General features: G+C 69.6%; 23 protein-coding genes and 1 pseudogene. 18 read left to right on the top strand and 6 right to left on the bottom strand.

The window, feature by feature from the left end; all coding sequences use genetic code 11:
* The first annotated feature begins 10 nt into the window (after positions 1-10).
* The 3 genes from OG718_RS06380 to OG718_RS06370 all read left to right on the top strand — a co-directional run bounded on the left by OG718_RS06380 (position 11) and on the right by OG718_RS06370 (position 3,286).
* On the top strand, positions 11-856 hold the full coding sequence (locus OG718_RS06380; RefSeq protein ID WP_306935531.1) for a fumarylacetoacetate hydrolase family protein: 846 nt from the start codon (positions 11-13) through the stop codon (positions 854-856).
* A gap of 142 nt (positions 857-998) precedes the next feature.
* A complete protein-coding gene (locus tag OG718_RS06375; RefSeq protein ID WP_306935530.1) occupies positions 999-1,625 on the top strand; it encodes a TetR/AcrR family transcriptional regulator in 627 nt (208 codons plus the stop codon).
* Positions 1,626-1,828: 203 nt separating this feature from the next.
* Positions 1,829-3,286, top strand: coding sequence for an APC family permease (locus OG718_RS06370; protein ID WP_328843551.1), 1,458 nt, complete (start codon positions 1,829-1,831; stop codon positions 3,284-3,286).
* Positions 3,287-3,384: 98 nt separating this feature from the next.
* Here the strand turns inward: OG718_RS06370 and OG718_RS06365 are convergent, their stop codons facing one another.
* On the bottom strand, positions 3,385-4,095 hold the full coding sequence (locus tag OG718_RS06365) for a type 1 glutamine amidotransferase (RefSeq protein WP_328843550.1): 711 nt from the start codon (positions 4,093-4,095) through the stop codon (positions 3,385-3,387).
* A gap of 116 nt (positions 4,096-4,211) precedes the next feature.
* On the opposite strand from OG718_RS06365, the gene OG718_RS06360 reads away from it, so the two are divergent.
* Both OG718_RS06360 and OG718_RS06355 read left to right on the top strand, forming a co-directional pair.
* Entirely contained in the window at positions 4,212-5,702 is a 1,491-nt protein-coding gene (locus tag OG718_RS06360) for an aldehyde dehydrogenase (RefSeq protein ID WP_328843549.1), read from the top strand.
* Positions 5,699-6,421 carry a gamma-glutamyl-gamma-aminobutyrate hydrolase family protein gene (locus tag OG718_RS06355; RefSeq protein ID WP_260695834.1) on the top strand — a complete coding sequence of 241 codons (723 nt, stop codon included), beginning with the start codon at positions 5,699-5,701 and terminating at the stop codon, positions 6,419-6,421. The genes OG718_RS06360 and OG718_RS06355 overlap by 4 nt, the downstream gene beginning before the upstream one ends.
* Before the next feature lie 47 nt (positions 6,422-6,468).
* Here the strand turns inward: OG718_RS06355 and OG718_RS06350 are convergent, their stop codons facing one another.
* Both OG718_RS06350 and OG718_RS06345 read right to left on the bottom strand, forming a co-directional pair.
* Positions 6,469-7,041 carry a MarR family winged helix-turn-helix transcriptional regulator gene (locus OG718_RS06350; protein ID WP_143643961.1) on the bottom strand — a complete coding sequence of 191 codons (573 nt, stop codon included), beginning with the start codon at positions 7,039-7,041 and terminating at the stop codon, positions 6,469-6,471.
* A gap of 117 nt (positions 7,042-7,158) precedes the next feature.
* Complete coding sequence (locus tag OG718_RS06345) at positions 7,159-8,196, bottom strand: helix-turn-helix transcriptional regulator (RefSeq protein WP_143643926.1); 1,038 nt, start codon at positions 8,194-8,196, stop codon at positions 7,159-7,161.
* Positions 8,197-8,436: 240 nt separating this feature from the next.
* On the opposite strand from OG718_RS06345, the gene OG718_RS06340 reads away from it, so the two are divergent.
* The 5 genes from OG718_RS06340 to OG718_RS06320 all read left to right on the top strand — a co-directional run bounded on the left by OG718_RS06340 (position 8,437) and on the right by OG718_RS06320 (position 14,827).
* Positions 8,437-9,471 (top strand): sugar ABC transporter substrate-binding protein, encoded by a 1,035-nt coding sequence (locus OG718_RS06340; protein WP_143643927.1) that lies wholly within the window; start codon positions 8,437-8,439, stop codon positions 9,469-9,471.
* A gap of 9 nt (positions 9,472-9,480) precedes the next feature.
* Positions 9,481-11,073 (top strand): sugar ABC transporter ATP-binding protein, encoded by a 1,593-nt coding sequence (locus OG718_RS06335; protein WP_143643928.1) that lies wholly within the window; start codon positions 9,481-9,483, stop codon positions 11,071-11,073.
* Entirely contained in the window at positions 11,070-12,068 is a 999-nt protein-coding gene (locus OG718_RS06330) for an ABC transporter permease (protein WP_143643929.1), read from the top strand. Before OG718_RS06335 ends, OG718_RS06330 begins: the two co-directional genes overlap by 4 nt.
* 22 nt (positions 12,069-12,090) lie before the next feature.
* Complete coding sequence (locus OG718_RS06325) at positions 12,091-13,797, top strand: amidohydrolase (RefSeq protein ID WP_328843548.1); 1,707 nt, start codon at positions 12,091-12,093, stop codon at positions 13,795-13,797.
* Between the two features lie 88 nt (positions 13,798-13,885).
* Positions 13,886-14,827, top strand: coding sequence for a TIGR03619 family F420-dependent LLM class oxidoreductase (locus OG718_RS06320; RefSeq protein ID WP_328843547.1), 942 nt, complete (start codon positions 13,886-13,888; stop codon positions 14,825-14,827).
* Positions 14,828-14,945: 118 nt separating this feature from the next.
* Here OG718_RS06320 and OG718_RS06315 read toward each other — a convergent pair whose 3' ends face one another.
* Positions 14,946-15,857 (bottom strand): LysR substrate-binding domain-containing protein, encoded by a 912-nt coding sequence (locus OG718_RS06315; protein WP_328843546.1) that lies wholly within the window; start codon positions 15,855-15,857, stop codon positions 14,946-14,948.
* Positions 15,858-15,931: 74 nt separating this feature from the next.
* Between OG718_RS06315 and OG718_RS06310 the strand changes: the two genes are divergently transcribed.
* From OG718_RS06310 to OG718_RS06290, 5 genes are read left to right on the top strand one after another with little or no spacing between them, the layout of a single operon-like run.
* Positions 15,932-16,627 carry an RraA family protein gene (locus OG718_RS06310; protein ID WP_328843545.1) on the top strand — a complete coding sequence of 232 codons (696 nt, stop codon included), beginning with the start codon at positions 15,932-15,934 and terminating at the stop codon, positions 16,625-16,627.
* Positions 16,624-17,289, top strand: a complete 666-nt coding sequence (locus OG718_RS06305; RefSeq protein WP_328843544.1) for an RraA family protein — start codon at positions 16,624-16,626, stop codon at positions 17,287-17,289. The genes OG718_RS06310 and OG718_RS06305 overlap by 4 nt, the downstream gene beginning before the upstream one ends.
* A gap of 2 nt (positions 17,290-17,291) precedes the next feature.
* Positions 17,292-17,900, top strand: a complete 609-nt coding sequence (locus OG718_RS06300) for an RraA family protein (protein ID WP_328847694.1) — start codon at positions 17,292-17,294, stop codon at positions 17,898-17,900.
* 8 nt (positions 17,901-17,908) lie between these two features.
* A complete protein-coding gene (locus tag OG718_RS06295; protein ID WP_328843543.1) occupies positions 17,909-19,090 on the top strand; it encodes an aminotransferase class I/II-fold pyridoxal phosphate-dependent enzyme in 1,182 nt (393 codons plus the stop codon).
* Positions 19,087-19,908, top strand: coding sequence for an alpha/beta fold hydrolase (locus OG718_RS06290; RefSeq protein ID WP_328843542.1), 822 nt, complete (start codon positions 19,087-19,089; stop codon positions 19,906-19,908). The genes OG718_RS06295 and OG718_RS06290 overlap by 4 nt, the downstream gene beginning before the upstream one ends.
* Here OG718_RS06290 and OG718_RS06285 read toward each other — a convergent pair.
* On the bottom strand, positions 19,885-20,211 hold the full coding sequence (locus OG718_RS06285; protein ID WP_328843541.1) for a hypothetical protein: 327 nt from the start codon (positions 20,209-20,211) through the stop codon (positions 19,885-19,887). The two genes, OG718_RS06290 and OG718_RS06285, sit on opposite strands and share 24 nt — an antisense overlap.
* On the opposite strand from OG718_RS06285, the gene OG718_RS06280 reads away from it, so the two are divergent.
* A complete protein-coding gene (locus tag OG718_RS06280) occupies positions 20,189-20,911 on the top strand; it encodes a FadR/GntR family transcriptional regulator (protein WP_328843540.1) in 723 nt (240 codons plus the stop codon). The two genes, OG718_RS06285 and OG718_RS06280, sit on opposite strands and share 23 nt — an antisense overlap.
* Positions 20,912-21,069: 158 nt before the next feature.
* Here the strand turns inward: OG718_RS06280 and OG718_RS06275 are convergent, their stop codons facing one another.
* Complete coding sequence (locus OG718_RS06275; protein WP_328843539.1) at positions 21,070-23,013, bottom strand: alpha-L-fucosidase; 1,944 nt, start codon at positions 23,011-23,013, stop codon at positions 21,070-21,072.
* Between the two features lie 397 nt (positions 23,014-23,410).
* Here OG718_RS06275 and OG718_RS06270 point away from each other — a divergent pair.
* Positions 23,411-24,218 (top strand): annotated as a pseudogene (locus OG718_RS06270) (IS5 family transposase).
* A 387-nt stretch (positions 24,219-24,605) separates the two neighbouring features.
* Positions 24,606-25,556 carry an expansin EXLX1 family cellulose-binding protein gene (locus tag OG718_RS06265; RefSeq protein WP_328843538.1) on the top strand — a complete coding sequence of 317 codons (951 nt, stop codon included), beginning with the start codon at positions 24,606-24,608 and terminating at the stop codon, positions 25,554-25,556.
* Positions 25,557-25,691 lie beyond the last annotated feature (135 nt).

Raw genomic sequence — 25,691 nt, 5'->3', positions numbered from 1 at the left:
GAGCCCTGTCATGCCCGAGTACCGCCGTATCCTCCTCGACGGCGCCGCCGTCCAGGTCACCGTCGAGGGTGACGAACTCGTCGCCGGAGACGGCCGCCGGGTGAAGACCGAGGAGGCGCACCACCTGCCCCCGGTCGTGCCCTCCAAGGTGATCGCCGTGCACCTCAACCACCGCAGCCGCGTGGACGAGTTCCGGATCCGGCTCACCCCGACGCCCACCTACTTCCACAAGCCGACCTCCTCTCTCAACTCCCACAAGGGCGCGATCGTCCGCCCCGAGGGCTGCAAGTGGCTCAACTACGAGGGCGAGGTCGCCATCGTCATCGGCAGGACCGCGCGCAACATCTCGCAGGCCGAGGCGGGGGAGTACATCGCCGGTTACACCGTCGCCAACGACTACGGCCTGCACGATTTCCGTGACACCGACGCCGGCTCCATGCTCCGCGTCAAGGGTTCCGACACGCTGTGCCCGCTCGGCCCCGGCCTGGTCACCGACTGGGACTTCCACGGCAAGTACCTGCGGACGTATGTCAACGGCGAGGTGGTGCAGGACGGTTCGACCGACGAGATGGAGTGGGACATGCACTACCTCGTCGCCGACATCGCCCGCACGATCACTCTCCACCCGGGCGACGTGCTGCTCTCCGGCACGCCCGCCAACTCCCGGCCCGTCCGGCCCGGCGACGTCGTCGAGGTCGAGGTCGAGGGCCTCGGACGGCTGACGAACCACATCGTCACCGGGCCGACCCCCGTCCGTGCCGATGTCGGCGCCCAGCCCACGGAGTCCGAGGAGGTTCTGTCCACCGCGCTCGGCGGCGACTGGGAGTTCCGCGGCATCAGGGCGCCCAAGCGCTGATGCCGGCCACGAGACGGCCCCGCACCGGGACCGACGGACGAGGTCCCCCGGTGCGGCGCTGTCCGCAACCCGCCCCCGACCGGTCCGACGGGCCGCTCCGGCGTATGCCCGGCCACGAAAGCGGCCGGGTAGGGTCGCAGCCATGACCGAATCCGCCGAGACTCCTGATGGCCGCAAGCCGCGTCGGCGCATGAACTACGGGGAGGGCCGGGAGGCTCTGCTCAACGCCGCCGTACGGGTCGTGGCGCAGGGCGGACTGCGCAGGCTCACCTACCGGGCGGTCGCGCAGGAGGCGGGGACCACCCACGGCCTTGTGGTCCACCATTTCGGTTCCCGTGACGCGCTGATCGAGGAGGCGCTCGCACACGCGATCCGCACCTCGCTGAACACCAGCGCCCTGGAACCGGGCACCGGCAAGGTCGCGGACTTCTCGGTGGGGGTGTCCGACATGGTCACCGCTGATCCGGACATACAGGCCTTCCAGTACGAGCTGCTGCTGGAGTCCCGGCGTCGCCCCGAACTGCTGCCGCACCTGCGCGCGCTGTACGACGAGTACTTCGACGCCAGCGGGCGCGAGCTGGCCCGCATGCTGCCCGACGGTGCCGGCCGTCCGCTGACCCGGCTCGTCTTCGCGGCCCTGGACGGTCTCGTGCTGCACCAGCTCGTCTTCGGCGAGCCCGAGACCACCGATGCCGCGATCGAGGAGCTGCGCGCCCTGCTTCGGCTGCTCGTCGACGCCGGGCACGGCACTCCGGAAGGCGACGTCTGACCCGCTGACCCGAGCGTTCCGTGGCCCTGGACGTCCGTCGTCCAGGGCCACGGGCATTGCGCGGCGGTTACGGCCCCGTAAGGAGCCGGGAGGTGCCCGGGAATCTCGGCGCGACCCCTTGTCAAACGGATAGTTCCACCCCACTATGAGGCAACTCGTTTGGCCTGAAACGATTCCCTCTTCCTCCCTGGCAGGTGATCCGAGTGGACAGTCAGACGGCGGTTGCGAACCAGACCGCGCCCGACGCCTCCACCGCAGGCAAGCTCAAGCCCAACTCGCTCGGCGTCATGGGCATCCTCTTCTTCGTCCTCTCCGCGCAGGCGCCGCTCACCGGGGTCGCGGGCGCGGTGCCCATCGCCGTGGCCGTCGGCAACGGCGCCGGTGCTCCCGCCGCCTATCTGGCGGCCGGCGTGATCGTCCTGCTGTTCTCGGTCGGCTTCGTGGCCATGGGCCGGCACGTCGTGGACGCCGGCGCCTTCTACACGTACATCGGCAAGGGCCTCGGCCGGTACCTCGGGACGGGCAGCGCGGGGATCGCGCTGTTCGCCTACTGTGCGATCCAGGCCGCCATGTACGGCCTGTACGGCGCCACCGTGAGCAGTCTGCTGGAGCACTACACGGGTGCGGACGTGCCCTGGTGGGTGTGTGCCGTGGTCACCATGGCGATCGTCCAGGTGCTGGGCGCCGTGGGCATCGAGATGGGCGCGAAGGTGCTGGCGGTCTTCGTGCTGGCGGAGTTCAGCATTCTGGCGGTCTTCGCGCTGGTCACCCTCTTCAAGGGTGGTGGGCCCGAAGGGCTCGGTGTCACTCAGTCGTTCTCGCCGGGTGCGGCCCTGGACGGGGCGCCGGGTGTGGCGCTGATGTTCGCCGTGGCGTCGATGATCGGCTTCGAGGCCACCGCGATCTACGGCGAGGAGGCGCGCGAACCGCGCAAGACAGTGCCGCGGGCCACGTATCTGGCTGTCGCCCTCGTCACCGGCTTCTTCGCGTTCGCCTCCTGGATGCTGATCTCCTCGTACGGTGCCTCGAAGGCCACCGACGCCGCGGGCAAGGCTCTGGAGGGCGGCGACTCGACGGCCTTTGTCTTCGCGCCGATCGCCGACCTGTTCGGCACCTGGGTGAACGACGTCCTGCCCATCCTGCTGGCCACCTCCCTGTTCGCCGGCATTCTCGCCTTCCACAACTCCGCCAACCGCTACCTGTTCTCGCTCAGCCGTGACGGGCTGCTGCCCCGCAGGCTGTCGACGCTCAACCGCCGGCACTCGCCCGCCGTGGCCGGCTGGGTTCAGACGGCCATCGCGGTCGTTCTGGTCGTCCCCTTCGCGCTGGCCGGCAAGGACCCGGTCCTCGCCCTGTTCTCCTGGGGCAGCGGAGTGGCCGTCCTGGGAATCATGCTGCTGTACCTGCTCACCTCGCTCTCCGTGGTCGTCTTCTTCCGCCGGGAGCGGCTGGACACCAGGCCTTGGAACACGCTGATCGCGCCGGCCCTGGGTGCGCTCGGCATGGCCGGGGCGATCTGGCTGATCATGGAGAACTTCACCACGCTCATCGGCGGCGAGCAGAGCACCGCCATCTGGCTGGAGCTGACTGTCCCGGCGGTCCTCGTCGCGGGAGTGGTGACGGCACGGCTGACCCGTGGCAGGGCGGCGGCCGACGGCTGACGCGGCACGGCGGGCGGGGCCGACGGTCGGCCCCGCCCGCTACTCGGTCCGGGAGGCCGGCCGGGTGTCGCTCTCCTCCCCGGCAGGCGGTCGGCCGGTCAGTCGGCCGAGGCGGCCACCCGGTCCAGGAACGCGTCGACCAGACGGCGGGCGTTTGCCCGCGCCGTCATCTCCAACTCCCGGCACTGAGCGAGCAGTTCGCCGGGGTCCACGCCGTGCTCTACGCACTGCTCCGCGCCGCCGAGGTCGAGCCAGCCACGCACTATCCCCGTGGTGACCTCCGGGTGGAACTGCACCCCCAGGCTGCGGCCGACCCGGAACGCCTGCACGCACACGGCGTTGCGGGCCACCTCCACGGCTCCGGGCGGCGCGACGCAGCGGTCGTAGTGCCACTGGAACCAGGGGCCGGTCCCCACCAGGGAAGGATCGTCCGTGTCGACCTCGACCCAGCCGATCTCGGGGCGCGGCGACGCCTCGACCGAACCTCCGAGCGCCGTGGTCAGCGCCTGGGCGCCGAAGCAGACGCCGAGGACCGGGATGCCGAGGTGGTGGGCCTTGCGCAGCAGTGCCAGCTCACCACCGATCCAGCTGCCGACTGCGGTCTCGTCGTACACAGACCACGGGGCGCCGAGTGACACGACCAGGTCCCAGCCGTCGGCCTCGGGGAAGTCGAACGTCACGTCCGGAGCCTGGTGGCGGTGCTCGGGTACGACGGTCAGGACGGTGAGGTCGTATCCGCGTTCCATGAGCCTGGCCCCGACCAGCCCGGGTTCCGTCACATGGTCGTGCTGAAGGACGAGTGCGCGCACGGCGTCGCTCCTTTCCCCGGGGTCCGCGGACCTGCCGGATCGATCGGTGAGCGCTTGCGGGCGCTCCATGCACAGCCTATCGTTTGGATTCAAATAATCACCCTGGAGGTCCCCGCATGCTGGACGTCACCCACGAGGAGTGGCAGCGCCGCGCCAAGTCCCTGGACCTGTCCGGCGCCCATCACATCGACGGCGCCGACGAGGGCGGTGGCGGCGCGGTCTTCGCCGCCGTCTCGCCCCGTGACGGCCAGGTGCTGACCCGGGTCGCCGACGGGGGCACCGCCGAGGTGGACGCGGCCGTGGCCGCCGCCCGTCGCGCCTTCGACACCGGTCCGTGGCCGCGCCTGGCGCCTGCCGAGCGGGGTCGGGCGCTGCTGCGGATGGCCGAGGTGCTCCAGGAGCGACGCGAGGAACTGGCGCTCACCGTCAGTCTGGAGATGGGCAAGCCCATCACGGACGCGTACGAGATCGAGCTGCGTGCCCTCATCAACACCTTCCGCTGGTACGGGCAGTTGGCGGACAAGCTGACCGACGAGTCACCGCACACCGCCCCGGACTGTCTCGCCCTGATCACCCGGGAGCCGGCCGGGGTGGTCGGCGCGGTCGTTCCCTGGAACTTCCCGCTGACGTTGGCGGGTTGGAAGGTCGCCCCGGCGCTGGCCGCGGGCTGCACGGTCGTACTGAAGCCGTCGGAGAACTCACCCCTGTCCGCGCTGCTCCTCGGCCGGATCGCGACCGAGGCCGGGCTTCCCCCGGGCGTACTCAATGTGGTCAACGGCAACGGGCCGGTCGCGGGGCGGGCGCTGGGCCTCCATCCCGGCGTCGACGTCCTGGCCTTCACCGGGTCCACGGCCGTCGGACGCCACTTCCTGCGTTACGCCGCCGACTCCAACCTCAAGCGCGTCTGGCTGGAGTTGGGCGGCAAGTCGCCCAACATCATCCTCCCGGACGCCCCCGACCTCGAGAAGGCCGCCGCCACCGCCGCCTGGGGCATCTTCTTCAACCAGGGCGAGATGTGCACCGCCCCCTCCCGGCTGCTGGTCCACTCATCGATCGCCGAACGTGTCACGGAGACGATCGTCCGGCGCGCCCGCGAGCTGCGCATCGGCGACCCGCTCGACCCCGCCACCGAGATGGGTGCCCTGGTCGGCGAGGACCACCTGGGGCGCGTACAGGACCACATCGGTACGGGTCTGGCCGAAGGTGCCCGCCTGCTCACGGGCGGCTCCCGCACCCTTGCCGACACCGGCGGCAGCTACTTGGAGCCGACCGTCTTCGACCACGTCGACCCCGGTATGAGGCTGGCCCGCGAGGAGATCTTCGGCCCGGTGCTGTCCGTGCTCGCCTTCGACGACCTGGACGAGGCGGTACGGCTGGCCAACGCCACCGAGTACGGCCTCGCCGCCGGCCTGTGGACCTCGGACCTGTCCACCGCGCACAAGGTCTCCCGGGCGTTGCGGGCGGGCACGGTGTGGGTCAACTGCTACGAGGAGGGCGACCTGACCGTCCCCTTCGGCGGCATGAAGCAGTCCGGCAACGGACGGGACAAGTCCGCCCACGCCCTGGAGAAGTACACCGAGCTCAAGACCACCTGGATCCAGCTGTGACCCGCACTCCTGTCACCCCTGTACGTCCCCTGATCGCCGTCCCCGCCCGCTTCTCCGCGACGACCTCCGCGCTGCGGTACGCCGCCGAGGTCAACGCCCGCGCTCTGATCGAGGCCGTCTGGCGGGCCGGAGGCGAACCGGCGAGCATCCACCCGGCGTCCGGAGACGTAGCATCCCGCCTGGCCCGCTTCGACGGCATCCTGCTCCCCGGCGGCGGAGACCTCGCCCCGTACCACTACGGCGCGCAAGGTGTTCATGCCAGCGTCTACGACGTCGACGACCTCCAGGACGCCTTCGACCTCGAAGTCGCCCGTCAGGCACTCGACGTGGGCCTCCCCGTGCTGGCGGTCTGCCGCGGCCTCCAGGTCGTCAACGTCGCCCTGGGCGGCACCCTCGAACAGGACATGGGCGGCCCCGAGCGCGAACACCGGCACGTCGTGCACCCGGTGGCGATCCAACGCGGCACCCTGCTGGAGCAGGCCACCGGCGTGGCGAAGACGGAGGCGTCCTGCTACCACCATCAGCGGGTGGACCGCCTCGGCGCGGGACTCACGGTCAGCGCGCGTGCCGCCGACGGAACCGTCGAGGGACTCGAACACCCGGGCCTCCACGGATGGTTCACCGCCGTCCAGTGGCACCCGGAGGACACCGCCCACGAAGACCCCGCACAGCAGGGCCTCTTCGACGCCTTGGTGCGAGCTGCCCGCGACAGACACTGACCCCGCCCGAGTTGCCGGAACTCCTCGCGGCCTTTCCGTGCTGGGCTTCAGCCCTTCGCGCGCCGCCCGCTGCGGCGCTGTGTCGGCTTGGCGCCGTCGAGGAGGGTCAGGCGACGCTCCTCACCATGCTCCTCGACCTGCCGCACGACCTGGCGCAGCCCTTCCGCGACGTCCCGGCACTCCTCGTCACTGAGGCGTGAGGCGACGAACGCCTCCTCCTGGTTGAACTCCGGGAACAGCCGCTGCATCAGCGCCTCGCCCTCCTCGGTGAGACTCAGCAGCACCAGCCTGCCGTCGGAGGGGTGACCGGTCCTCTTGAGCAGCCCCCGCCCCTCCAGCGTCCGCGACACCCCGGTGAGCGTCCCCTTGGAGATCCCCGCCTCCTCCGCGATGTGCCGGGTCTCCGACTCGCCCCAGATCCACACCACCCACAGCACGACGAACGCCGTCCAGGTCAGATCGGCGCCGCGCAGCACCGAGTTCTCCAGGTGCTGACGGACGGCCGACGCGGCGCGGTAGATGTTGGCGACCACCGCCATCTGCTCGCGGTGGATCGGTGCCCCCCCGAGCTTCGCCGCTGCCAGCTTCTCCGCTTCGGTGATGGACCGGTGGCCGGGCACAGGCATGCTCCTTTGATCGTTCGGAGCCAAATTGTACGAGAGCGAGAAGCAGGTGGGGGGATTCGGGGACCGCGGTTCCCTCTCCTGCAGCGGGCGCAGGTCGCGCGTTCGGTCTTCTCAGTCGGCGGGCAACCGCTCGACGAAGTGCTCCACGTCCTGAGGGGTGGGCCTCAGCACACCATCGCGTACGGCGAGGGCTGTGGCTTCGGCCCGTGAGGCACAGCCCGTCTTGCGGAGCAGGTGCTCGATGTGGCTGTGAACCGTCCGCGGGGACAGGAACAGCGCCTGTGCGACGGCCTGGTTGGTCTGGCCCCTGGCGGCCCGTGTGAGCACTTCCAGTTCGCGCGGACTCAGGCCGTACGGCAGTTGCGTGGGCGTCTCGGACACGAGGACCGCCCTTCGTGCGATCGGCGATCCCGTCGTGCACCGGCGCAGCATCACACGGTTCCAGCCTTGGCCGACCGGCCACAGGACCCGCAGTCGATGGCCCCCCGATTCGGCGAACGCGCTTACCAGACGGCGGAATTCGGTGTCGGCCAGCACTTCGGCAGGGTGCCGGCCCGGAAGGTCGATGACGCCCTCGGCCGTGACGAGGTTCGCTCCCGCGGCTGCCGGAAGGTCGGGCAGGTCACCGGTGTGGGCCGTGGGGTCGGCGAGGGCGCCCAGCGCGGGCAGGATCGAGGCGAGCAGGTGCCGCGCCTCCGTGTCGTACGTACCCGATCCCTCGATGGACACGTTGACCAGGCCGACCAGACGGCCGTGGTGGCGCAGGGCGCCGGTGAGCGCGTCACGGAACCCGGCCGGCCGAACCCGCTCGGCGTAGAACCAGCCGTTGCGGAACCGCTGCCCGACGGACGCCGCGTCCTCGGCGTCCTCGGTGATGGACGGCGGGAGTGTCTGCCGTACGACATTGGCGTACCACGGGGTGGAGACGAACTCGGCGGCCAGTGACTCGGACGTCGTGGGGGTGTAGCCGATGCCCGCGATCTGCAGGTGTGCTCCGGTGATCGGATCGATCGCGAGCATAGTGGCGGCGTCGAGGGGCAGGGCGCGGCGGAGTTCGTGCAGCGCCTGGGTGCAGGCCGAGGCGGTGTCGCGTTCGCGGGTGAGCATTCCGATGCGGGTCGCTGCCGCGAGCTGATGGTGGCTGACCATGAGGGCCTCCGGGAAGCCACGACCACGGATGTCGTTTGGCCCCTAACGATATGCGCTTCGGGTGGGCCGGACAAGCCGTTCGCCGTTTCGTGACCGGGTTCCCGCTGGTCACTGCCGGGCCTCTCCGACAGTCGGTATTTCTACGGATGGCGGGGTCGGGACGCCTGGGTCTTTCCTGTTCGCCACAGCCGGATGCCCGACGCAGCCGTTTCGGGCCGCATCCTCACGGAGAGTCCCGCCATGACCAGATCCCCGTACCCCTCCCCGGCCTCGCGTCGGCAGTTCCTGGCTCTCTCCGGTGGTGTTCTCGCCGCCGGCGCGTTGGCCGCCGCGGGCTGCTCCGCCCCGGACGACGGCGCGAGCACGGCCGACCCGGCCGGCGCGTCGGCGGGGTCGAGGACCCTCACCAGGATCGGCCTGGACTATCCCTTCACTCAGCTCCCGCTCTACTCGACGCTCGTGAAACTCTCCACGGCCGCCGCGAAGAAGCACGACGTCTCCCTGCTGACCACGAGCGACGCGAGCAACCCCGACACTCAGGCCACCAACCTCACCACGTGGGTCACTCAGAAGATCCCGGCCATCGTGTCGTTCCCGATGGTTTTCGAGGCCACCGAGGCGATTGCCAAGAGGGCGTTGGACGCGGGGCTGATCTGGGTGACGTACGGCGGATCGCTGGAACACCAGAGCGCGGACATCCAGTTCAGCTTCCTCGAGGGCGGCACACTGCTCGGGGAGGCCGCCGCGAAGTGGGCCAACGAGCAGCTCGGCGGAAAGGGCAAGGTCGCCTTCCTCACCGACAGCACGATCCAGCTCGGCCGCGAGCGGACCAAGGGCATGATCGACGCCTTCACCAAGAACGCGCCCGGCGTCGACGTGGTTGCCCGGGAGCAGGCCATCGACCCCGACACCGGACTGTCGAAGTCCCGCGCCGTCCTTGCCAAGCATCCCGACCTCAATCTCATTCTCGGAGTCACGGACGCCGCCGCGTACGGCGGCTTCAAGGCGCTGCAGCAGACGGGCCGGAAGGCGACCGACGCGAAGACGTTCGTCGGCGGGCAGGACGGCGCCGCCCCCTCCCTCCTCGCCATCAAGCAGGGCACGTTCTACCGTGCCTCGGCCGCACTGGCCCCGAAGGACATCGCGAACGCCGTCGTCGACGTGCCCCTCGCGGTGGCAGCGGAAAAGGCGAATCCCAGTGTCCAGGTGCCGATCACGCTCGTCGGGCGCGGCGACACCGCGAGGATCGACGACCTGCTCGCGCAGAACTCCTAGGCGCCCGCCATGACGGAACCAAATCTCCGGATACGCGGGCTGAGCAAGTCCTTCGGCGGCGTCAGGGCCTTGGACGGCGTGGATCTCACCGTCCCGGCCGGTCAGGTGCACGCTCTCCTCGGCCACAACGGCGCCGGCAAGTCCACCTTGATCAAGTGCCTGGGCGGCGCCTTTCCGCCGGACGCGGGCACGATCGAAGTGGGCGGGATCTCCCATACGCGTCTGAGTCCGCGCGAGTCGATCGCCGCGGGCGTGGCGATCATCTTCCAGTCGCTCAGCGTCGTCGACTCCCTGACGGTGGCCGAGAACATCTTCCTCGGCCAGGAGTGGACCCGGTACGGCACCGTTCACCGCCGCGCCCAGGAGGAAGTGGCGGCCGGTCTGCTGGAGCGGGTCGCGGCGAGCTGTTCGCCGCGTGACCGGGTGGCTGAACTGCCCATGGGGCAACGGCAGTTGGTGGAGATCGCCAAGGCCCTCAGCCGCAGTGCCTCGGTGCTGGTCCTGGACGAACCCACCGCCGCCCTGTCCGGGGCCGAGACCGGCGCCCTGGCCGAACGGGTCGAGGACCTGCGCACCCAGGGTCTGGCCATCGTCTACGTCACCCATCTCCTCGCCGAGGTGGAACGGCTGGCGGACGCTGTGACGGTGTTGCGTGACGGCAGGGTCGCCCACCACTCGACAGTGTCGGGGTACACACGCAGTGAGTTGGTCGACGTCATCGCCGGTCGACCGGAACCCGTTGCGCGCGGCACGGCAGAAGACAAGACGGCCGACAACCTCAAGGCGACCGGCGGCGACGTGGCTGGGACCGCCACCGGCACCCCCGCAGTCCCGCGAGCCCGCGGGCTCACCGCGGACGGGCTCCGTGGCCCCGGGTTCGGTCCCGTCGAGATCGGCGTCGGCGAGGGCGAGATCGTCGGACTGTACGGGCTGATCGGCTCAGGTCGCACGCGCATCCTGGAGACCCTCTTCGGCGGGCGCCGGGCCTCGGGCGGAACGGTGCGGGTGGGGGAGCGGGTCGTCAGGCCGGCACGTCCCGCGGACGCGCTGGCCGCGGGGATCGCCCTCGTACCGGCGGACCGGCGCAGACAGGGTCTGTTCCCTGTCCTGAGCGCTCAGGACAACGCGCTCCTGCCGACGATCCGTCCGCTCGCCCGGTACGGGCTACGCGCGCTGGGCGCCGAACGGCGGGTCTTCGACGCGATGTCCCAGGCGGTCGGGCTGCGCCCCGCCCGGCCGCGACTGCCGGCGGCCGCCTTCTCCGGCGGCAACCAGCAGAAGCTCGTCCTGGGCCGGTGGATCAACGAGGCTCGCAGCGTCGACGTCCTGCTCCTCGACGAGCCCACCCAGGGTGTCGACGTCGGCGCCCGGCAGGAGATCTATCAGATCGTCTCGGCGCTCGCCGAACAGCGGGGTACGGCCGTGCTGTTCGCCTCCAGCGACCCGGAGGAGGTCGTCGCGCTCGCCCACCGCTGCCTGATCGTCTCCGCAGGCCGCATCGTGGGCGAACTGAACGGCGCCGAACTCACCGAAACCGCCCTGCTGTCGGCCGTCCACGACGCCGACGACACCGCCTCCACGACCTCGGAAGGAGCGGCATGACCACCGCGACCACGGCCCCGACCAACCGCCTGACACCGGGCCCGCGCGCCCTGGCCGGAGGCGGCCTGAACTCGGTGCGGCGCAATCCCCTGCTCGTCGTCCTCGCCCTCATGGTGCTGGTCTTCCAGCTGACGACCGGCAGTTTCCTCGACCCCGGCAACCTGCGCGGGATCGCCATCGACGCGGCCACCCTCGCCATTGTGGCCGTGCCATTGGCCTTGTTGGTCATCAGCGGCTACCTCGACCTCTCGGTCGGCTCCACGCTCGCCGTCGGCGGACTCGTGGCCGGCTGGCTCGCCGGACAGCAGCACCAGTCGCCCGTCGTCGCCGTGCTCGGCGCGCTGGCCGTGGGTGCGGCGGTGGGCGCTGTGAACGGCATCCTGTGCTGCTATCTGGGGTTGTCCGCCTTCATCGTGACGCTGGGCATGCTGACAGCGGTGCGCGGACTGGCACAGCAGCTCTTCCCACTGCCGCTGAGCAGCTTCGGGTCCGGGTTCGCCTGGCTCGGCGGATCGCGGATCGCCGGGATCGACGCGCCGGTCGTCATCGCCGCGCTCGTCCTCGTGGCGGGCGCGCTGTTCCTGGCGCTCACCCCGGCCGGGCGGCACGTCTTCGCCATCGGCGTCAACCGGGAGGCCGCGTACCTCTCCGGCATCAACATCCGCCGGACGCCCTTCGCGCTGTTCGTCGTCACGGGCGTGGCGGCGGCCCTTGCCGGGGCGATCAAGGCGTCGGTGCTGGACAGCGTGGTCGCCGGGACCTCGGGCGCGGGTTTCGAACTGACCGTACTCACCGCCGTACTACTGGGTGGCGTCGCGCTCACCGGTGGCACTGGTTCCGTCTTCGGTGTCCTGCTCGGCGTGCTCTTCCTGGGTTGTCTGCAGAACGGACTGACACTGCTGAGCGTGCCGACGTTCTGGCAGCAGATGGCCCAGGGCACCGCCCTGGTGGCAGGCGCGGCACTCGCCTACTTCGGCCCGCGGCTGACGCGGTGACTCCCACTCCGAGAGGACTCACGTGAACGACAACGCCCCCTCCCTCATCCTGACCGGCGGTCAGGTCCTCACCGTGGACGACGACTTCCGCGTGGCCGAGGGCGTGGCCGTACGCGGCCGGGACATCGTCGCCGTCGGCAGCGACGCCGAGATGCGCGCCATGGCAGGACCCGGCACCCGGGTCGTCGAACTCGACGGCCGTACTGTACTGCCGGGCATCAACGACTCCCACCTGCACGGAGCCGCGTACGGCATGACGAAGCCGCCGTTCGCCCTCGACGTCGGCCACCCGTCGGTCGGGTCGATCTCCGACATCGCCACCGCCGTGGAGCGGGCGGCCGGCGCGGCCCGGCCCGGCGAGTGGATCATCGGACTGGGCTGGGACGCCGGATATCTGGCGGAGTGCCTGGCCGATCCGCAGCGCTTCCCGCACCGCCGGGACCTGGACGCGGTCGCACCGCGGAACCCGGTCTGCCTGACCCACTTCTCCTCGCATCTCGTGTGGGTCAACAGCGCCGCGCTGCGCCTGTGCGGCATCGACGCGGCAAGCGTGCCGCCCCCCGGCGGTGTCATCGACACCGGCTCCGCAGGGGAACCCACCGGCATCCTTCGCGAGGCCGCCCAGGAACTCGTACAGGCCGAACTGCCTTCGCCCGACGCCGGTCAACGCCGCCGGGCCATCCAGGGTGTGGTGCGCGAACTCCACTCACGCGGCATCACCAGCTACACCGAACCGGGCCTCGGCCCGGGCGGGGCCACGTCCCTCTTCGGCGGGCTCAGCACCGACAACTGGACCGCCTACGCCGACCTCGCCGCGAGCGGCGAACTCCACTCCCGGGTCAGCGTCCTGCTGCTGCCCGCGCCGATCGGCGGCTCGGCCGACGACGTGCGCAAGGGTCTGGTCGAGCTACGGCGCCCCAAGTCCCCGGACCCACGCGTCCTGAACGCCATCGGTGTCAAGATCTTCGCCGACGGGGTGCCGCCCAACCGCACGGCCTGGATGAGCGAGCCGTACGCCGACGGCGGCAACGGCGCGCTGTGCGTGCATGGAGACACCCCTGGGCTCCGGAGCGACGAGTTGTCCGAGATGATCCGCGTCGCCCACGAGGCGGGCTTCCAACTCGGCGTGCACGTCACCGGCGACCTGGCCATCGACACGGTGGTCGACGCCTTCCTCGCGGCGAACTCGGTTGCGCCACGGCCGGATGCCCGCCATTACGTCATCCACGGCGACTTCGTAGGCGCGGCAAGCCTTGCGAGGCTCGCCGCCCACGGCTACGGCGTCAACATGAACCCCGCCATCAAGTGGACCATCTCCGACCTGATGGACGAGGTCGTCGGCCCCGACCGCTCCGCCTACCAGTGGCCCGTACGGTCCGCCGTCGAGGCGGGGGTCACGGTCTGCGCCAGCTCCGACGCACCGATCACCGAGCCCGACTGGCGGCAGGGAGTGGCCGCGATGATGCTGCGGGAGTCGAAGGCCAGCGGTCGGCCGAGCGGACCCGAGCAATGCGTGTCGCTCGCCGAGGCCGTGCGCGCCTACACGATCAATCCGGCCCGTCAGGACTTCGCCGAGGACTGGAAGGGGTCCATCGAGGTCGGCAAGGTCGCGGACCTGTGCGTACTGGACCGCCCGCTGCTGGACCTGGACCCGCACTCGATCACGGACGCAGAGGTGGACCTGACGGTGTTCGACGGGCGCGTCGTTCACGAGCGCTGCTCTCCCTGACCTCGGCTGCCCGCCCCCTCTCCAGTATGTTTGGGGTCAAACGATACGCTGGCCTTCTACTGTCCGGCGCAAGCGAAGGATGCTCACCATGGCCGACACACCCCGCATGCTGCTGGTCCTGAGCGAGAACTGGACCCTGACCGGCGGCCGGGCCGACCTGCCCGCCGTCGTACGGTGGGCCCGCGAGGCCGAGGACGCCGGCTTCGACTCCGTCATGGTCAGCGAGCACGTCGTGCTGGGCCCCGACGCGGCCGCCGACGGCATCATGGGCAACCCTCGCGACTACGCCCTCCCGGGGAACCAGGACCCGTACACCCCCTGGCCGAACTCGCTGCTCCTGCTGTCCGCCATCGCCTCCGTCACCGAACGCCTGCGCCTGGCCGCCGCCGCGGTGCTGGCACCCCTGCGCCATCCTCTGCTCATGGCCCGTGAACTGGGCACTCTCGATCTGATCAGCGAGGGGCGGCTGCTGGTGCAGCCGACGGTCAGCTGGAGCAAGGACGAGTACGAGGCCCTCGGCGTCCCCTTCGGCAGGCGCGGGCGGCTGCTCGACGAGCACCTCGACGTCTGGGCGAAGGCCTGGGGGCCATCCCCGATCTCCCACGAGAGCGAGCACTACCCGTTCCGGGACGTCTACTTCGAGCCCAAGGCCTTCCGCCCCGAGGGTCCGAGGCTGTGGTTCGGCGGTCAGCGCCTCAACGGCCCCGTCCTGCGCCGGCTCGTGCAGTACGGACACGGCTTCCATCCGCTGGGCCGACCGACGCCGCAGGACATGCAGGTGCTCAAGGACGCCATGGCCGCGGCAGGCCGGGACGTCGCCGAGATGGAGATGATCGGCGGTACCCAGGCCGTGTTTCCCGACGACCACTCCACGGCGGACCTCGGCGCGGCGCTCGCGAGCATCCCGGAACAGTTGGAACAGGGCTTCACGACGTTCTGCGTCAAGCCGAACCAGTTCATCGACGACCCGCAAGCGATCGGTGCGTTCTGCCGTGACGTGATGAGCCGCGTGAACGCACTGACTGCTTGATGCCGGGGCAGCGCGTAGACGGCGCGAGCCAGGACCTGGTGGGAGTGTTCCGCCCGGTGTGCGCCGCTGAGCGGGCCGCGGATCCCTGATCCACCATGCCGTTTCATAGAACCGCGGTTCAAGGGCGTTTGCCCGTCACCTGACTGGGTGCTGTGGTCAGTTGTGTCGTCAGGGCGGTGAGGCGTTCGGCCAGCGCGCCGGGGTGGGATCTCGTCATGGCGGTGAGTTCGATGGTCGCCGTCGCGTGGCGCAGTGGTCTGAACCGGACGGCGGGATGTGACGTGGACGCGGTGGCGGGCACGACGGTGACACCGAGGCCGCATTCGACCATGGCGATCTGTGAGGTCACCGACCGTGCCCAGTGGTTGGGGACGGGGCTGAAGCCGGCTGCTCGGCACAGGGCCGCCATGGCGTCGTGGTAGTCGGGCGAGATGTGGCGGTGCAGCCAGACCCACGGAGCGCCCGCGAGGTCCGCCAGGTCCAACGGTCCGGAAGCCTCGGCCGCTGGATGGTGGACCGGCAGGGCGGCGACGAACCGGTCGGCGTAGAGCGAGGTCGCCGTGGTGCCGCGTACGGGGGCGGTCTGGCGCACGATCGCCCAGTCGAGCGAGCGGTCCAGGAGCCCTGCCGCGGCCTCGTGGGTGTCGATCTCCTGAGTACGGATCTCGACGTCGGGCAGGGCCTCGTGGAACTGCTCCAGTACGAGCGGCAAAGGCCAGGAGAAGGCCGAGGCGACGGCGCCCAGGCTCAGTCGTCCGCCGCGCCCGGTGGCGGCCTGGCGGGCGGCGGCTTCGGCTTCCTCGGCGTGCCGGATCAGGGCGCGGCAGTGGTCCAGGAACACGGCTCCGGCGGGGCTGAGGGCGGCCGACCGTTGGGTGCGGTGCAGCAGTTCGCAGCCGAGCTGCTGTTCAAGCTGCTTGATCGCCTGGGACAGCGGTGGCTGGGACATCTGCAGCCGTTGCGCCGCGCGGCCGAAGTGGAGTTCTTCGGCGACCGCGACGAAATAGCGGGCCTGGCGGATCTCGACCATTATTCGCTCAGCCTCTTACTGACAGAGGAAATCAGACCTTCCGAATATATCTGGTGGCTGTTGAAGTGGAAGCCATGAGCAACTCATCTCTCCTGGACCGCTTCGCGGCGCTCGACTCCGCCGCGGTCAGCGACGCGCTCGACCAGCTGGGGCTTCCTCCCGGAGTCGCCGGCATCCGTCCGGTGTGGGGCCCCGCGGCAGTGGTGGGCTTCGCCGTCACCGTGGAGCTCGAACCGCGCGCCGAAGGCCCGGCCGGCGTCCACATCGCCACCACGGCCGTCGAGAAAGCGGACGATCGGAGCGTGATCGTCGTCGACAACCAGGGCCGCACAGACGTGTCCTGCTGGGGCGGCATCCTCAGCCTGGGGGCTTCCCTTCGCGGTGTTCGCGGCGTCGTCGCCGACGGCGTGTGCCGCGACGTGGCGGAGGCCCGTGAGCTGGACTTCCCGGTCTTCTCGCGGGGTTCGGTCCCGGCCACGGCGCGGGGCAGGCTGCAGCAGCGCTCCACCGGCGAGCCGATAGGCGTCGGCGGGCTCACGGTCGAGCAGGGCGACGTCGTCCTGGCCGACGAGACCGGTCTCGTCGTCGTCCCGCGGGACCGGGCCGAGGAAGTGGCCGGGATCGCCACCGCGATCGTCGCCCGGGAGCGCGCCATCGCGGACGAGGTGCGCGCGGGCGTGCCCCTCTCCCGGGCCATGCACGACGCCCGCCTTGCCGGAGAGGCCGTGCACGACGCCCGCCTCGCCGGAGAGAAGGAGTCGGTCCGATGAGCGACCCCACCGCCACCTCGCACCTCGCCACCGACCTCTCCACCGCGTCGGTTTCCGACGCCCTCGACTCACTCGGGCTCCCTGGATCCCTCCACGGCATCGGCGCGCTGCGCCAGGGCCGGCGGACGGTCGGACCGGTCTTCACCGTCACCTACGAACCCGTCGACGAGGCCGGCGGCATGGTGGGCGACTTCCTGGACGACGTCCCCGCCGGCGCGGTGATCCTCATCGACAACGCCGGACGCACCGATTGCACGGTCTGGGGCGGCATCATGAGCCGGACCGCCCACGCGCGCGGCATCGCGGGCACCGTCATCCACGGCACCTGCCGAGACGTCGCCATCGCGACCGATGCCGGTTACCCGATCTGGTCGGTCTCCCGGTTCATGCGCACCGGCAAGGACCGCGTCCGGGTGGCCGCGGTGCAGACGCCCATCACCATCGACGGCGTTCTCATCCATCCCGGCGACATCCTCGTGGCCGACGACGACGGAGCCGTGGCCGTCCCGGCCGCCCGCTGGGACGAGGTCGCCGACATCGCCCGCCGTATCGACCGCGTAGAAGAGGCCATCGTCGACGCCGTCCGCGACGGCGTCACACTCGCCGAGGCGCGTGCGCGGCACGGCTACCACTCGCTCCAGACCCGGAAGGACCCCTCGTGAGCATGCACGACCTCGCCCGCGGCCACTCCAGTGCGACCCTGTCCGAGGCGTCCGGACCGCCCGTGGCCCTGTCCCCGGAGATCCGGTCGCTGTGGGCCGGTGCCCGGCTGTGCGGCCCGGCGTTCACCGTGCAGGGCGCCGGTGGTGACAACCTCGCCCTGCACCACGCCGTACTGCGGGCCCCGTCCGGGTCGGTCCTGGTCGCCGACCTCGGCGGCGCCCGCTTCGGCCACTGGGGCGAGATCCTGACGGTGGCCGCCCAGCAGCGCGGGATCGCGGGCCTGCTCATCGACGGCGGCGTCCGCGACGCGGCGGAGACAGAGACGCTCGGCTTCCCGGTCTTCTCGCGCAACAACTCCGTCCTCGGCACCCGCAAGGACTTCCGCGGCGTTCTCGGGCGTCCCGTCGAGGTCGGTGGCGTCACGGTCCACACCGGAGACCTGGTCGTCGGCGACATCGACGGAGTCGTGGCGCTTCCGGCGTCCGGCAGCGAGCGGATCCTCGACCGTGCCGACGCGCGCGTGGCCCACGAGAACGAGCTGATGAAGCAGCTTCGGGAAGGCCGCAACACCCTCGACCTGTACAACAACTTCGAAGCTGCCGGGCGGTGACGACACCCATGACCAACAACCCGATCTTCGCCGTGGCCGCGCGGGCCGAAGCGCTACGGGCCCAAGGTGCGGACGTCATCACGCTCGCCGCCGGTGAACCCCAGGCGGCCAGCAGTGCCGCGGTGGTGGAGGCCGCCGTGGCCGCGGTTCGCGACCCCGCCACCCACCACTACGGGACGGCCCAGGGCGACCCCGCCCTGCGTGCGCTCGTAGCCACCACCGTCGCCGGTGACACCGGGCTCTCCTGGAGCGCGGACGGCATGCAGATCGCCCTCGGCGCGAAGCACGCCCTCTTCCTCGCCACCCAGGCCCTGATCGACGCCGGTGACGAGGTCCTGGTCGCCGCACCCGGCTGGCCCGGGCACGCCGAAGTCGTCACCGCCGCCGGCGGTGTCGCCGTCCCGGTCGCCACCGACGAGGAGTTCCGGCTCTCGGCCGAGGCGCTCGACCGCCGCCGTGGCCCGCGCACACGGGCGGTGATTCTTTCCAGCCCGGGCAACCCCACCGGCGCCGTCCACCCCGAGGCCCGGCTGAGGGAGATCGCCGACTGGGCGCGGCAGCACGGCATCTGGGTCATCAGCGACGACATCTACCGGGCCTTCGACTGCACGGGGACCTACCGGTCGATCCTGCGGGTGGCTCCGCAGTCGCGTGACCGTACCGTCGTCGTCGGCGGAGTGTCCAAGGAGCACGCCATGACCGGCTGGCGCGTCGGCTGGCTCGCGGCCCCACCGGAGGTCATCGCCTCGGCGCGACGGCACGTGTCCCGCACCATCACCCATGTCCCGACGGTCAACCAGCTGGCCGCCCTCGCCGCCCTGGGCGACACCGGCACCCCTGTCGAGGCCGCCCGCGACTACCGGCGCCGGCGCACGCTGCTGGTGGAGGCGCTGAACGGGATCGACGGCATCGACTGCCCGCTGCCCGACGGCGGCATGTTCGCCTTCCCCGACGTCAGCGAACTGCTCCGCGACCGCGGCTGGACCAGCGGCACCGACCTCGCCGCATGGCTCCTCGACACGGTCCATCTCGCGGTCGTACCCGGCGAGGCGTTCAACGCGCCCGGACGCATTCGCGTGTGCTTCGCTGTCGACGACGACACGCTGATCACCGCGATCGAGCGACTGCGGACCGCCTTCGGATCCACGGCGTATGAGACGGCTGCGCAACAGTTGGAGGAGGTCCGATGAGCCCGGTGAGGAAGCTCGAACGCTTCACGCTCTCCCTCACCGTCGGCGCGACGCGCGTCGAGGTGTCCGGCCTTCACCGTGGTGGGACCGGCACGCCCCTGGTGTTCCTGCACGGCTTCGGCTCGACGAAGGAGGACTACGCGGATGTCGTCCATCAGACCGCACTGGCCGACCGGCCTGTACTGGCCTACGACGCGCCCGGCTGCGGAGACAGCACCTGCGCGGACCTCACCGCCGTCTCCATCCCCTTCCTCGTCTCCGTCGCCGAACGGGTCCTGAGGGCCCGGCAGATCGACCGGTTCCACGTCGTCGGGCACTCGATGGGCGGCCTGACGGCGCTCCTGCTCGCCGACGGTGACCCCGGCAGGGTCGCGAGCTTCACCAACATCGAGGGCAACATCGCACCAGAGGACTGCTTCCTCAGCCGGCAGATCGTCACTCACTCCCAGGACGACCCCGACGAGTTCCTGGCCCGGTTCGCCGAACGCGTCGGCGGCTCCCGCTTCTACGGCGGCGCCCTGTACGCGTCGAGCCTTCCGCACAAGGTCCGGGCCGCAGCGGTCAGGGCCATCTTCGAGTCCATGGTCGACCTCTCCGACCACGGCAAGCTGCTCGACCGGTTCCTCGGGCTCCCCGCGCCGAAGACGTTCATGTACGGGGAGCAGAACAGCACGCTGTCCTACCTCCCCGCCCTGGCCGAAGGTGGCGTCGAGCTCGTCGAGATCAGCCACTGCGCGCACTTCCCGATGTACTCCAACCCGCCGCAGATGTGGGCCCGTATCGCGGACCTCGTCTCACGCGCTGACGTCGGCGCCTGACGGCTCGGACAGCACCGGGCGGCCGTCGCCCCCGTAAACGAGCGGAGTTGGTTTTCCCGGGCGTCGTTCCATTGCGCTTCCGGCCGCAGCCATGGCCTTTCCGTACATCCGACTATCATCAACGTCACCCAGGGCATGCGGAATCGCGAGCAGGTGGCAAGGAACGTCGAACTTGGTCGTGGGCACGTCCCAGAAGGTCTCCAGGGTGATCTTCGCGCTCAGAGCCAGGACCTGATCAGGTGGGACGTGCCCGCTGAATCGTTCACGGAAGGAGTTCGCGTTGTCTTTGACGGACAAGGCCATCGAACAGATCCGTGAGCTGATCCGGACCGGTGCCCTTCCTCCGGGCTCGAGGCTCCCTCCTGAGCCGGACCTGGCCGCACAGCTCGGCCTGTCCCGCAACCTCGCCCGTGAAGCGGTCAAGGCGTTGGCCGTGGCGCGAGTCCTGGAGGTCCGGCGGGGCGACGGCACGTATGTGACCAGCCTGCAGCCGAGCCTGCTCCTGGAGGGGCTCGGCGGTGCGGTGGAGCTGATGCAGGGCGACTCAGGCGCGCTGCAGGACCTCATGGAGGTACGCCGGCTTCTCGAACCGGTCGCCACCGCGCTCGCCGCCACGCGGATCTCCGACGATCAGCTCGCCGAAGTGAAGAAGCATCTGGACGCCATGCGCGAGGCCCGCGACGACGTCGAACGGCTCAACGTGCACGACGCGGCCTTCCACCACGCCGTCGTCTCCGCCACGGGCAACGAGACGCTGCTCACGCTCCTGGAGGCCATCTCCGGCCGCACGCTGCGCGCCCGCATCTGGCACGGCCTGGTCGACATCCAGGCCGCAGACCGCACCCTCGCAGAGCACGAGGCGATTTTTGACGCACTGTCCAACCGTGATGCCGCCCTCGGCCAGGCCGCAGCACTGCTGCATGTGAGCAACACCGAGCGCTGGCTGAGGGAGTACCTGGGCTCAGGCGAAGCCCTGCTCTCCGGGACGGCACGGCGGAAGTGAGGACGGGCGCCGCCCTGTGCAGACCGAGTTGGTGCGCAGCAACCCTCCCGCCGGCGCCCCATTCGGCGCTACTGAACTGGCTCGGCGCCGTTGGACGGAGGCCTCGTGGACCTCAAGGATTGCAGGTCGCCTGCGATGGAGTGATGTGAAGCGAGGCATCAAAGGGCGGTGATCTGCCACTCCTGCTGGGAGGCCCGGTTGTACGTCTCCTGCTCGATGGCGGCGCCATTGGCGGTGGAGGCGCCGTCGACGTTGAGTGACAGTCCGCTGAGCCGGTTGGTGAGGTAGTGGTAGCCGTCACCCGTGGGCGTCACCGCCCAGTGCTGTTGGAAGACACTGTCGTCCGACCAGATGCCCACCTTGCCGCCGTCTGCACGCGAGAGGTCGGCCACTTCCATGAGTTTGCCGCTGCTGACGCTCTTGATCTTGTAGTACCCGTCACCCGTGGAGGTGAAGGTCCACTTCTGATTGGCCTGGTTGAGCCAGGGCCACTGGAGGATTCCGGTGCCATTGGTGGTTCCGTTCCCGCTCACGTCGGCCACTTGCCCACTGTTGCGGTTGACCAGGCGATAGACAGTTCCGTTGCCCGGCAGGACACGCGACAACAGGGTTGGCTTGGCGGTTCTGCCGCCGATCCGGATGCCGCCCACGTTGACGTATCCGCCGGTTCCGGCGGTGGCCTGAATCCGCACGAAACCAACATTCCTGGTGCTCCACTCGGCCACCTTGGTGGCTCGGTCGCCGGTCCAGGAGCCGGTGGCGACCTGGGTGAAGGTCGTGCCGTCGGTGCTCGTGGAGATGGTGTACGAAGTGATGTCGCCGTCGGTGGAGTTGCTGCGGTTCCACTGCTTGGGCAGGTACTCCAGGGTCGAGACGTCACTCCATACCCCGCCCAGGTCGATCGTGATCGAGTGAGGCAGGGACAGGGGCAGTCCCCATGTCGACCAACAGGTTTCGAAGCCTTTGTCGCTCAGCCCGTCGATCGCGTTCATCGGGCCCTCGCCGGTATGGAATCCGGTCGCGTAGGCGCTGACGGGTGTCACGGGGTGCTCGGCGCGTGGCATCTGCGTCGGCAAGGGTGCCCTGGAAGTGTCGGGGCTCCATGCTGCACCGATTTCAGCGAGCCGAGTGACCACGTTGGCATCCAGCTTGCCGTTGCGGTTGGGCGGGCAATTGAGGATGAACGAGGTGTAGTTCGGTTCCAGGTCCGCCAGGTGGGACAGGACCGACGCCTTGCTCATCAGGTCTTCGTTCGGCGTGGACGGATGCCAGAACCATCCGTTGCTGATCGTCTGTCCCTGCATGGAGGCATAGGTGTTTCCGGGCGGCGAGGTGATGCCCAGCGGCTCCTCGAAATAGATCGCGTCGCCGAGGAACGGTACCGGCAACCCGCCGTGGTCGATCATGACGATGTCCGGCTGGAGCGATTTCACGTGCTCGCGTATTCGCTGGTACGAGACGGCCTGCTGGCCCATCTGCCACGCGTAGCCATCGGTGATGAACATGTCGATGGTGCCGTAGTCGGTGAGCAGTTCGGTGATCTGGTTCAGCATGTAGGTGAGATCACCGGGCTGGATCGTCTGGTCGGCGGCGACGCCGTGGCGGGTGTCGTACGCCTGCACGCTGTAGGTGCGGTCCCAGATCGAGAAGTACAGGCCCACCTTCAGGCCCTTGGCCCGGAACGCGTCGACGTACTGGGCGACGATGTCCTGCTTGTAGGTGCTGTTGGCGACGTTGTAGTCGTTGTACGCGGTCGGCCAGAGGCAGAAGCCGTCGTGGTGCTTGGTCGTCAGCACGCCGTAGCTCATCTTCGCCGCCGCGGCGGCGGCCGCCCACTGGGCACAGTCCACGGCCGTGGGGGCGAACAGGGCGGGGTTCTGGTTCGGGGCGGCCCACTCCTCGTTGGTGAACGTGCCCATGTTGAAGTGGTTGAACATGCCGAACCGCATGTCCACCATGTTGTTCAGGTTGGTCTGGGGGTCGGCGGCCACCGCCTCGGACACCAGGCCCGAGAAGGCGGGGACGACGGGCAACACGGTCGCGGCGGCAGCGGCGCCGGCGGCCCCGAGCAGCGTACGGCGGGACAGGTTTCCTGGCGACATTCTCTCACTCCCATTTGTGTGGCTTCAGCGCCGCCGGACCGTTCGGAAGAGGCCGAATCCTCTCCGGCTGAGGGGAAAAAGACAGCGCATGCCCGCCGAAGTGCATGAGGACATGCTTGGTACGGAGAAGGCACACAGGTGCCGCGACATTCATGGGTCTCGGGCGTCAGGTGTTACGCATGAAGTTCGGGCATGCAACACCGGACTGTCAACCGTTTGGAGGGATGAAAGGACTCCCCAAGGAGGAACTTTAGCCGGTATAAGGCAAATTAAGCACTCCTTCCGCCGCTAGACATGGCATGTTTGACTCCACCTCCGTGCCCAGTAACTGACCGTTTCAGAATGACATTCGTTGTGGGGCTTGGCAGTTGGGTGTTGTGTCGGCAGGATCGGTTGAGTGGCTGCTGAACTTGTGCCTGATGACCTGTGGGAACGTGTAGCCCCGCTTTTACCTGCTCGGCCGCCTCGGCGGCATCGGTATCCGGGGCGGTTGCCGGCAGATGACCGGGCTGCGCTCAGAGGCATCGTCTACGTGCTGTGCAAAAGCGTGAGCTGGCGGGACGTTCCCGCAGAACAGGTCGGCTGCAGTGGCGTGACGGCCTGGCGGCGACTGCGGGACTGGACCGAGGCCGGTGTCTGGCCGCAACTGCACGAGGTGCTGCTGGCCGAGCTGCGTGCGGCGGGTCTGCTGGACATGGACGACGCCGCGATCGACGGATCGCACGTGAGGGCTCTGAAAGGGGGGCTCACACCGGACCTTCGCCGGTCGACCGGGCCCGGCCCGGCAGCAAGCACCACTTGATCGTCGACCGGCAAGGCACCCCCTTTGCGTCTCACTGACCAGCGGGAACCGCCACGACATCACCCAGCTGATGCCCCTGCTCGATGCGATACCCCGCATCCGCGGTGTCCGCGGTCGACCCAGGCACCGGCCAACTCGGCTGTTCGCCGACCGCGGTTACGACTACGACAAGTACCGCCGCCTTCTCCGGGCTCGCGGCATCACACCCAAGTTCGCCCGAAAAGGCATCACGCACGGCTCCGGCCTGGGAAAGACGCGTTGGGTCGTGGAGCGCACATTTGCCTGGCTGCACCAGTTCAAACGGCTGCGGATCCGCTACGAGAAGCGCGCAGATCTCCACCTGGGCTTCCTCCAACTTGCCTGCAGCATCATCTGCTTGAGACGACTCCGAACCTCATTCTGAAACCATCAGTAAGTGCCAACAACGCTTGTCATTGCAAGAGTTGGGCGCTGTCTCCCGGATCTCCCTATGTGTGTGGGGTGTTGGGGGCAGGCGGACTGTATGGGCGGCGGAGATCTGACGAAGGCGGAGTGGAATCGGCTGGAGCCGTTGTGGACTCCCAACGGCGGCGCCCCGCAGCAGTGGAACATGGCCAAGGTTGGCTGATCGGCCCCGAGGTGGTGAGGTCCCTTGGGTGGGTGGGAGCACGGGAGCACCTGGCCGGGGTCTCATCGGCCCGACTGCTCATGTCGCAGGAACCGGCCCGACTCAAAAGTCGACGGCAACCTTTTGCGCCACCTGTGGCCACTGAGCAGTGCAACACTCACACGCTCTTCCGAACGGAAAAACATGCAAGAAACACGCCAGGCCGCGCGGCAGCGCAGGCGCAGACGCCGACTGATGGTGGGCGCCACCACGGGGTTGGTCGTCACAGGTCTTCTCGTCTGCCTGGTCATGACGATGCAGCCGGACCGCAAGGAGCAGGCCGGGCGGGCCCCGGCCACGGCCGTCGCCAACTCCCAGGAGACTCACCCGCCGACATCGCCCGGGACGAAGCCCTCCACACCCTCCCCGTCGGCAGTCTCCGGGTCCCCGTCGGCCGGCACTGCGACCCCGAAGGCTTCCGCGACCTCGGCGGCGCCGTCGTCAGCCTCCCCGCGGAAGGCTCCTGCCACGTCGTCCCAAGCCGGACGGATTCGGCCCAAGGACACCTACCAGGGAGTCGCCACCGTCTACGAGGCCGGGGTCGGGGACGGTGCCTGCTCGTACGGTCCGAGCGGGGACATGATGATCGCGGCGATGAACACCACCGACTACGAGACGTCCAAGGCCTGCGGTGCCTACGTGCTCGTCCGCGCGGCGAACGGCGCCTCCGTCACCGTCCGGATCACCAACGAATGCCCGTTGCCCTGTGCACCAGGGCAACTCGACCTCAGCGAACAGGCCTTCGCCAAACTGGCCCCCACCTCGACCGGCCGACTCGCCATCACCTGGAGTCTGTTGAGCCCCGACACGGCGGGCACGATCTCGATCCGCTACAAGAACGGATCCAGTCCCTACTGGTGCGGCATTCAGGCCATCGGCCACCGCAACCCCCTCGCTCGGCTTGAGGTTCGCACCAGTGGCGGCTGGCGCCAACTGGCCCGCACCGACTACAACTACTTCCTCTCCCCGAACGGCAGCGGGTGCGGCGGCGCGATCAGGCTCACCGACATCTACGGAGAACGGCTGACCATCAACGGGATCGCTCTGCGGCCGGAAGCTGTGCAGTCGACGCGGGTCCAGTTCGCACGGCACTGACTCCGCCACCGACAGTGGCCCCCTTCGAACCAGCCGGCCCCGGCGTCGGCTGGTTCGAAGGGGGATCCGAGCACAGCGTCGGCTTTGAGATCCGAAGCGGACACAGGACGACGGCCGGCGCGGGGCCGGCCGTCG

The organism is Streptomyces sp. NBC_00258 (genome assembly GCF_036182465.1).
In the GTDB taxonomy this organism is placed as follows: domain Bacteria; phylum Actinomycetota; class Actinomycetes; order Streptomycetales; family Streptomycetaceae; genus Streptomyces.
Note: the sequence above shows the minus strand (reverse complement) of the source record. Positions and strands in the feature narration are given on the sequence as shown.

Bases quoted from the DNA above. Each gene is read 5' to 3' on its own strand.
- OG718_RS06380 (WP_306935531.1), top strand. From the start codon at position 11: ATGCCCGAGTACCGCCGTATCCTCCTCGACGGCGCCGCCGTCCAGGTC.
- OG718_RS06375 (WP_306935530.1), top strand. From the start codon at position 999: ATGACCGAATCCGCCGAGACTCCTGATGGCCGCAAGCCGCGTCGGCGC.
- OG718_RS06360 (WP_328843549.1), top strand. From the start codon at position 4,212: ATGCTGGACGTCACCCACGAGGAGTGGCAGCGCCGCGCCAAGTCCCTG.
- OG718_RS06345 (WP_143643926.1), bottom strand. From the start codon at position 8,196: ATGGTCAGCCACCATCAGCTCGCGGCAGCGACCCGCATCGGAATGCTC.
- OG718_RS06340 (WP_143643927.1), top strand. From the start codon at position 8,437: ATGACCAGATCCCCGTACCCCTCCCCGGCCTCGCGTCGGCAGTTCCTG.
- OG718_RS06335 (WP_143643928.1), top strand. From the start codon at position 9,481: ATGACGGAACCAAATCTCCGGATACGCGGGCTGAGCAAGTCCTTCGGC.
- OG718_RS06330 (WP_143643929.1), top strand. From the start codon at position 11,070: ATGACCACCGCGACCACGGCCCCGACCAACCGCCTGACACCGGGCCCG.
- OG718_RS06320 (WP_328843547.1), top strand. From the start codon at position 13,886: ATGGCCGACACACCCCGCATGCTGCTGGTCCTGAGCGAGAACTGGACC.
- OG718_RS06315 (WP_328843546.1), bottom strand. From the start codon at position 15,857: ATGGTCGAGATCCGCCAGGCCCGCTATTTCGTCGCGGTCGCCGAAGAA.
- OG718_RS06310 (WP_328843545.1), top strand. From the start codon at position 15,932: ATGAGCAACTCATCTCTCCTGGACCGCTTCGCGGCGCTCGACTCCGCC.
- OG718_RS06305 (WP_328843544.1), top strand. From the start codon at position 16,624: ATGAGCGACCCCACCGCCACCTCGCACCTCGCCACCGACCTCTCCACC.
- OG718_RS06300 (WP_328847694.1), top strand. From the start codon at position 17,292: ATGCACGACCTCGCCCGCGGCCACTCCAGTGCGACCCTGTCCGAGGCG.
- OG718_RS06295 (WP_328843543.1), top strand. From the start codon at position 17,909: ATGACCAACAACCCGATCTTCGCCGTGGCCGCGCGGGCCGAAGCGCTA.
- OG718_RS06290 (WP_328843542.1), top strand. From the start codon at position 19,087: ATGAGCCCGGTGAGGAAGCTCGAACGCTTCACGCTCTCCCTCACCGTC.
- OG718_RS06285 (WP_328843541.1), bottom strand. From the start codon at position 20,211: ATGGCCTTGTCCGTCAAAGACAACGCGAACTCCTTCCGTGAACGATTC.
- OG718_RS06275 (WP_328843539.1), bottom strand. From the start codon at position 23,013: ATGTCGCCAGGAAACCTGTCCCGCCGTACGCTGCTCGGGGCCGCCGGC.
- OG718_RS06265 (WP_328843538.1), top strand. From the start codon at position 24,606: ATGCAAGAAACACGCCAGGCCGCGCGGCAGCGCAGGCGCAGACGCCGA.